Here is a 5,898-nt window from a genome sequence, read left to right as displayed (position 1 = left end):
CGCCGCATCGAGCGCCATCTCGTCGAGGCGCGGCTGCCCACCGGAAAGACCTTTGACAGCTTCGACTTCGAAGCCGTGCCGATGATCTCCAGGGCGCAAATGAGCGCGCTCGCCGCCGGCGACGGCTGGCTCGGCAAGGGCGCCAATCTGCTGCTGTTTGGCCCGCCCGAGTCAGATTCATACTGCCCATCTCGCTACCCCCTTAGAGTTCAAGTTCTTTTTGACCAGGATCGCCAGACGATGGCCGCCGGAGCCGCCGCGCATGCGCGGTGCGCTTGACATCGGGACGTTCCAGATCAACCACTTTGATCATCCACGGCGCGCCTTTGCACAGCTGCTGCGCAGGCAAGCTCTGTTCTTCGATCAGACGGCGAACCGTCGAAGGGCTGACTTTCAACGCAGTTGCAGCTTCGTCCAAAGTGGCCTCTCCACGCTCGGCGCGCTCGCCCTCTTGGTAGGCCGCGATGGCGTGTTGGTTGCGCAGGCTGCGAACGCGGACACGGGTCCAACTGTTGCCCCGCCCCGTCGACTTGCGGGCGCGGTTGAGAACCGCGGCGATCGTGCTGTCGGGCATCTGACGCGCGAGGACACGAACGAGATCGACCACATCTGCTGCGGTGCTCCAGCGGTGCTCGCCGGTGCGGTTCTTCCTCACTTGCAATGCCGTGTGATCGCCGCCATGCCAGTGGACAACCAAGTCCAGCATCTCGTCGCGGATGCGCACGACGATCTCATGGATCAAGCTTCGGATGATCCTCTTGCGCGTCGCAGCTGTTGCACCCGGACTTTCCCAAGCTCGCTCGAGATCGGCACCAAGCGCAAGCAGCCGATCGCGATCGGTATCACTCAGCGTCGTCTCCGGCGTCGCCAACAACGCCTCGCGCTCGCCCTCAAGCTCGTGGACAGCGAGCAGGCGTTCGTTCCAGCGCCGCTCCAGCTCGCCGGCAACAAGGCGATTGTCCGGATCGACAGTCTCGTATCGCCGACGAGCGCGAGTTGTCTCGTAGCGTGCCTGCTCCAGAGCCAAATCGAGCTGACGTAGCTTGTCGGCGTGTTCACGCCCGCGCGCCTCTATGGCCGCCAGCCCTGCCTGGACACCCAGCGGCTGCACCCGCGCGATGACCTCCGCGCTGATCGCGCGATCCACGCGCAAACCGCCGAATGAGATGCACGGATCTCCGCCATGGTTGATCTGGCTACCGCGGCAATAATAGCGCCCGACAGTGCTGTGCGTGCCGCTGTAGCCAACGTGAAGTTTGCGGCCGCAGTGACCGCAACGAAGGAGCCCTGCAAGAAGGCCTTCGCCGCGGCGGACCGAACCACGACTCATGAAGCTTTTTCCGTTGGCGTTGTCGGTGATCAGGCGCTGATTCCTCTCAAACTCCGCCCAGGTAATGTAGCCCTCGTGGTGGTCTTTGATCAAAACCTCCCAGTCGCGCTGCTCACGGCGGAGGCCACGCACGATCCTCTTGCGGCCGCCCTCGATCGTCACCCGACTACCCGAGCGACCGAAGGCGTAGGCGCCAGCATAGATGGGATTCGTCAGGATGTGGTGGATCGTATTGTAGACGGGCAGCTTCCACTCGACGTGCCGGCCCTCGGCGCCATTGCTGACTGCGGGCAAAGCGATGGACTCCTGCCGCAACCAAAAGTGCACCTGGCGTAGCGTTTGCATCTCGGTAAACTTGGCGAACACAAGCGCCAGCGCTTCCTGGATGCGCCGATCAGGATCCTTCTCAATGCGATCGTGAGAGACCTTGAGGTAGCCGATGGCGACATTCAAAAAGAGCTCGCCCCTGCGTGCCTTCTGCTTCAGGGCCTCGAGTGAGCGCTGACGGAAGATCGACAGCTCCATCTCGCTCATCGTGCCCTTCATGCCGAGCAGAAGGCGGTCATTGGGGTGGCGCGGATCATACACACCATCTTCATCAACGATGAGGGTGGCGACCAGCCCGCAGAACTCCAAGAGCGTGTGCCAATCCCTGCCGTTGCGGGCGAGCCGAGATGCCTCGATTGAGACTACGGCACCAACTCGCCCCTCGCAAATGGCGGCGAGCAACTTCTCGAATCCGGGACGGGCGGTGCCGCCACCAGAGCGGCCGAGATCATCGTCGATCACAACGACTTCGCTCCAGCCCAGCTGCCGCGCCCGGTCGGCCAAGCCGTACTGACGCCGCTGGCTCTCTTTGTTGTGGATAACCTGATCGGCCGTCGACTGACGAATGTAGACCACGGCCTGGCGAGCAAGGTGCACGGACGTGATCTTACTCACCGCCGTTCTCCCCGCCGACGTCGTGTACCTCGGTCGCGCTGTCGGTGAGCGCTTCGGTCAGAAGCTCCTTTAGGAGCTCCAGCATCTGTTGGTGAGCCTCGATTGGAATGCTGCCGTATGTTGGAGGACTCTCGAACAGATCCCCCTGGCGATGTGATGCCGCCACCATGACCGCCTCCTTGTGAATGGGACGATTCCCGAATGGAGGAGGCTAAGAGCGCGTCGACAAGAATGCGCGCCTCCAGTAGGCGATTCACCGGAAGCCTTGGATCAGCTTTGAGTCGGAAGGAAGCGGCGGCGGGAGCCGTCATCCATGCCGGCAGCAACGTTAACGTGCCGTCAGGCTGTCTGATGACAAAATGCGCTTCGCCCCCAAGCTGCTTGCGGGCGACAACGGCCACCAAGGCTCCGCAGCGTGGGTGGAACGGGTAGAGGATTTCAATCTCAGATCCCAGACGCCCGGCATTATGACGCTGGTCCGCCCGGTGGCGGCAAGAGTCACTTGGCGGCAGCCATCGGCTTGGCCCTCATCGAGAACGGATCGCGCGTCCTCTTCACCCGCACCACCGATCTCGTGCAGAAGCTCCAGGTGGCTCGCCGCGAGCTCAACCTCGAGGGTGCCATCAACCGCCTCGACCGCTTCGATCTCGTTATCCTTGACGATCTTGCCTATGTCACCAAGGATCAGGGCGAGACCAGTGTGCTGTTCGAGCTCATCAGCGCACGCTACGAGCGACGCTCTTTGCTGATCACCGCCAATCAGCCCTTTGGAGAATGGAACAAGGTCTTTCCGGACCCAGCTATGACCCTCGCGGCGATCGATCGCCTTGTTCACCACGCCACCATCGTCGAGATGAACGTCGAGAGCTATCGCAGGCGGACTGCCCTCGAGCGAAAGCGTGGTCCAGGGCGGCCACCGGAGCACGCGACACAAAAAACGCTCGCTTGATTGACGCTCCGCGACAATCAAAGCAAACAAAACTCTTGCGCGCGACAATCATCGCGGCGATCATCATCGCGCCGCGACACTGACTCGCCATCCTGATCGCCGCGCTCTTCCGACCCAGATCGTCGCGCTATATCGACATCGAGCCGATCGATCGCCGAGGCGACATCAGTTCCATGGCGATCGCGGTGCTCAGTGAATCGGAACACGCGCGTTGGCGGGCGCTGTCGCCTTGCGCGCAACGCTCATCGCTGTTGCGAACGTGCTGAAGGCCTCCGGCATCGGCCTGTCCATCAGCCCTCGCCGTTGCGAGATCGAGTGGCCGCACACCCAAGTCCCTCGAACGGCCAGGCGATGCCGGAATGGACCCTCGAAGAGTTGGAACCCGATTCCACCTTTGTGGGTGCATGGGCCGCGCAGGCGCCATTGCCTGCGCGGCACTCCATGCGGTTTTCAACCAGGCATTGGAAGAAAGCGCATAACAGTCGCTGGGACCACCAAGGCGATTGGTCCGGCAAGGCGACGACAAGGACTTGAGCAGCAGCATCGAAGCCTCTGACGTTCGATGCGATAACCTGCCGGCAGGCAACGTGCAGGTGGGCTCGGCGTGGTCAGCCGTTCGCAAAGGTACGCATCCTTTGTCCACGCAGCGGCCAAGAAGGAGACGGTTTCCGTCGGCCTGAAACTACGCCAACGACATTTGGGTTTCGCAGCCATGCGCTGACCACAAACTGTAGCAGGCCTCTCGTTCCGGGCGAGTATGGCATCGATTTTCATTTGGCTCATGGAAGAGGAACACTTTCCACAGAAAGACGGTTCTCTTGGTCAGATTTAAGGTTTGCCAGACCACCCTTGCCGTTCTTACGACGACAACGGGTCCTCGTGTAGCCCTCTTTAGAGGCAGGGCTCCATAAAGTGTCATCCGGCTTGCAATATTGGCTCTTACGCAGGTTTGGTGCAGCGTCGACTAGGCGGCGCCAAAGTTCAGTCCCGTTTCGACAGCCGGTCGCACACTGATCATCGAGCCATGGCAAATTCAAGTCCAACGAACTTTGCCGGGTCCGAAAGACATCGTTGCGGTCGCCGCGGACTACCTGCCGTACGAGCTTCCTGCTATGGCCGGTCTGGCGTACCAGCTACTCGATAGGTATGCCATTCTTCGACAGAGTCAGGATGGCTGCATTAGTCTCCTCGCGGCGCAGATAGCCCTCATACTGGAGGCGCTCGGCGGCTGTGAGCAGCTTGGGATCGATCGTGGTCGCGCCGATGACGGCGCGCATCTGACGCATCGATTTTCGGACGGCATCAAGGAAGGCTCGGCCGGCGTTCTCCATAAGATGCCAACGATCCGCGACCCGTACCGCGTACGGCAAGGCCTTTGCTGCGGCTTCGCCATAGGCGACGAACGCGCGAAAGGATCGCCGGCCGCGCCTCTACGCTGATCCGCTTCTTGTTCATCACTCTCGATCGCCTCCTCTTGAGGTTGTGAGCCGAGCGCAATTCTCGGCTCGTGTGGAAGAGGTTCATCGAGAAACTGCTCAATCACCTCTTGGGCAGGTTCGCCCCGGCGTCGCGAGAATCTACCAGCGCCACACGTTATCTGGAAGAGATGCGTACTCCCGTTGCAGCGTGGGAGCTGTAGGTTGGCAGGTTTCAGCGACAGTGCTGGGACATGGCAGTGAAAAGCGTGGTGGCGTAGTGGGTCACAGAAACTCACCTAGCGCCTTGTGCCCTGCCGCACACCCGTTCCGACGCCTCCCACAGCGCCGTCATCGTGTCCTTGACCGTTCGCGCCATATCTACGCTTGCGCTCTTGCGGTGTCTCGACCTTGCCCGGCCCAACTGTCTCGCGTGGCCGAAGCGCACGTACCGTATGCTTGGGATGCCACCCCGTAACGGCGCACAGCTCGTCCAGGCTCCGTCCCTTCTCGATCCGCCCGCTCGACCGATAACGCTCGGCCAGCGCTGATGTGATCTCGCGCTTTGCGCGCACGCTGATCTTCCCTGCCATAAGGACCAGTGGGCTGAGTATCAAGCGATGGCAGTGCTATTCCCAGAGGAAGCCCGAGATGAATTCTTTGCCCTGAATGCAGCCGGGAAAATCACGCTTGACGAGATTTCATCCCGTCTTGTTCTTCCCAAGGATAAGATCGCATTCGTTATGACTACGGCGTGGCCTAAGCTGCTGGACCTGCTCAAGAGCATTGACTAAATGCCGCCAGCAAAGAGGCCGATCCTGGCGGTTGCCCGCTAATTTGTGTCGCGCGGTCGGACAGGGCGCCAAGTGCGCGACATCAGCGGATCATTTCGATCATCGTGTATGGCCACAAGCTCGCCAGTCTTTAGGCCAAGGCCCTTCAAATGCGCTTCGCGGAGTTCGGAATTCACGATCGTTGCTTCACCGCCGCTGGCCGCCAATGAAGCTTTCACAGCTTCCGCCTGATTAGCCATTGCGACGGCATAGGTCACATATCGAACCTTGCCGTCTTTGACTACGCCGACCGAAATCATCCATCCTGCTGCCATCTCAGTTTCTGGCCTATGAAAAGAGCTTCTGTTTTCGAGGCGGCGGCCCAGTCGCCATAAGCTCCGCAATCGCGGCCAGTACAGCGCCGGTTTCGATCTTTCCCTCCGACCATCCCCTGAGCGCTGCTATAGCGTTCTTCAAAGCCTCTTCACG

4 protein-coding genes and 3 pseudogenes are annotated in these 5,898 nt (G+C 60.8%); 3 read left to right on the top strand and 4 right to left on the bottom strand.

Translation table 11 applies throughout. The features are described 5' to 3' along the window. A pseudogene (locus QJT82_RS44930) lies at positions 1-168 on the top strand (ATP-binding protein); the annotation flags it as partial. A gap of 34 nt (positions 169-202) precedes the next feature. Here the strand turns inward: QJT82_RS44930 and QJT82_RS44925 are convergent. Continuing rightward, positions 203-2,272 carry a recombinase family protein gene (locus QJT82_RS44925; RefSeq protein ID WP_028344307.1) on the bottom strand — a complete coding sequence of 690 codons (2,070 nt, stop codon included), beginning with the start codon at positions 2,270-2,272 and terminating at the stop codon, positions 203-205. Further along, complete coding sequence (locus tag QJT82_RS44920; RefSeq protein WP_155258785.1) at positions 2,265-2,441, bottom strand: hypothetical protein; 177 nt, start codon at positions 2,439-2,441, stop codon at positions 2,265-2,267. Before QJT82_RS44920 ends, QJT82_RS44925 begins: the two co-directional genes overlap by 8 nt. A gap of 306 nt (positions 2,442-2,747) precedes the next feature. Between QJT82_RS44920 and istB the strand changes: the two are divergent. Further along, positions 2,748-3,221: pseudogene (gene istB, locus QJT82_RS44915) on the top strand (IS21-like element ISBj11 family helper ATPase IstB); the annotation flags it as partial. Between the two features lie 965 nt (positions 3,222-4,186). On the opposite strand, the pseudogene QJT82_RS44910 reads toward istB, so the two are convergent. Next, positions 4,187-4,615: pseudogene (locus tag QJT82_RS44910) on the bottom strand (ISL3 family transposase); the annotation flags it as partial. A gap of 641 nt (positions 4,616-5,256) precedes the next feature. Here QJT82_RS44910 and QJT82_RS44905 point away from each other — a divergent pair. Continuing rightward, positions 5,257-5,430 carry a hypothetical protein gene (locus QJT82_RS44905; RefSeq protein WP_155258786.1) on the top strand — a complete coding sequence of 58 codons (174 nt, stop codon included), beginning with the start codon at positions 5,257-5,259 and terminating at the stop codon, positions 5,428-5,430. A 38-nt stretch (positions 5,431-5,468) separates the two neighbouring features. On the opposite strand, the gene QJT82_RS44900 is transcribed toward QJT82_RS44905, so the two are convergent. After that, the gene (locus QJT82_RS44900) at positions 5,469-5,744 is read right to left on the bottom strand and encodes a hypothetical protein (RefSeq protein ID WP_125459452.1); all 276 of its coding nucleotides are present in this window, start codon (positions 5,742-5,744) and stop codon (positions 5,469-5,471) included. Positions 5,745-5,898 lie beyond the last annotated feature (154 nt).

The organism is Bradyrhizobium sp. Mp19, assembly GCF_029952935.1.
Taxonomy (GTDB): domain Bacteria; phylum Pseudomonadota; class Alphaproteobacteria; order Rhizobiales; family Xanthobacteraceae; genus Bradyrhizobium; species Bradyrhizobium elkanii.
This window is presented reverse-complemented; position numbering and strand designations above follow the sequence as displayed.

Coding starts and splice junctions, on each gene's coding strand:
- QJT82_RS44905 (WP_155258786.1), top strand. CDS start 5,257: ATGGCAGTGCTATTCCCAGAGGAAGCCCGAGATGAATTCTTTGCCCTG.
- QJT82_RS44900 (WP_125459452.1), bottom strand. CDS start 5,744: ATGGCAGCAGGATGGATGATTTCGGTCGGCGTAGTCAAAGACGGCAAG.
- QJT82_RS44920 (WP_155258785.1), bottom strand. CDS start 2,441: ATGGTGGCGGCATCACATCGCCAGGGGGATCTGTTCGAGAGTCCTCCA.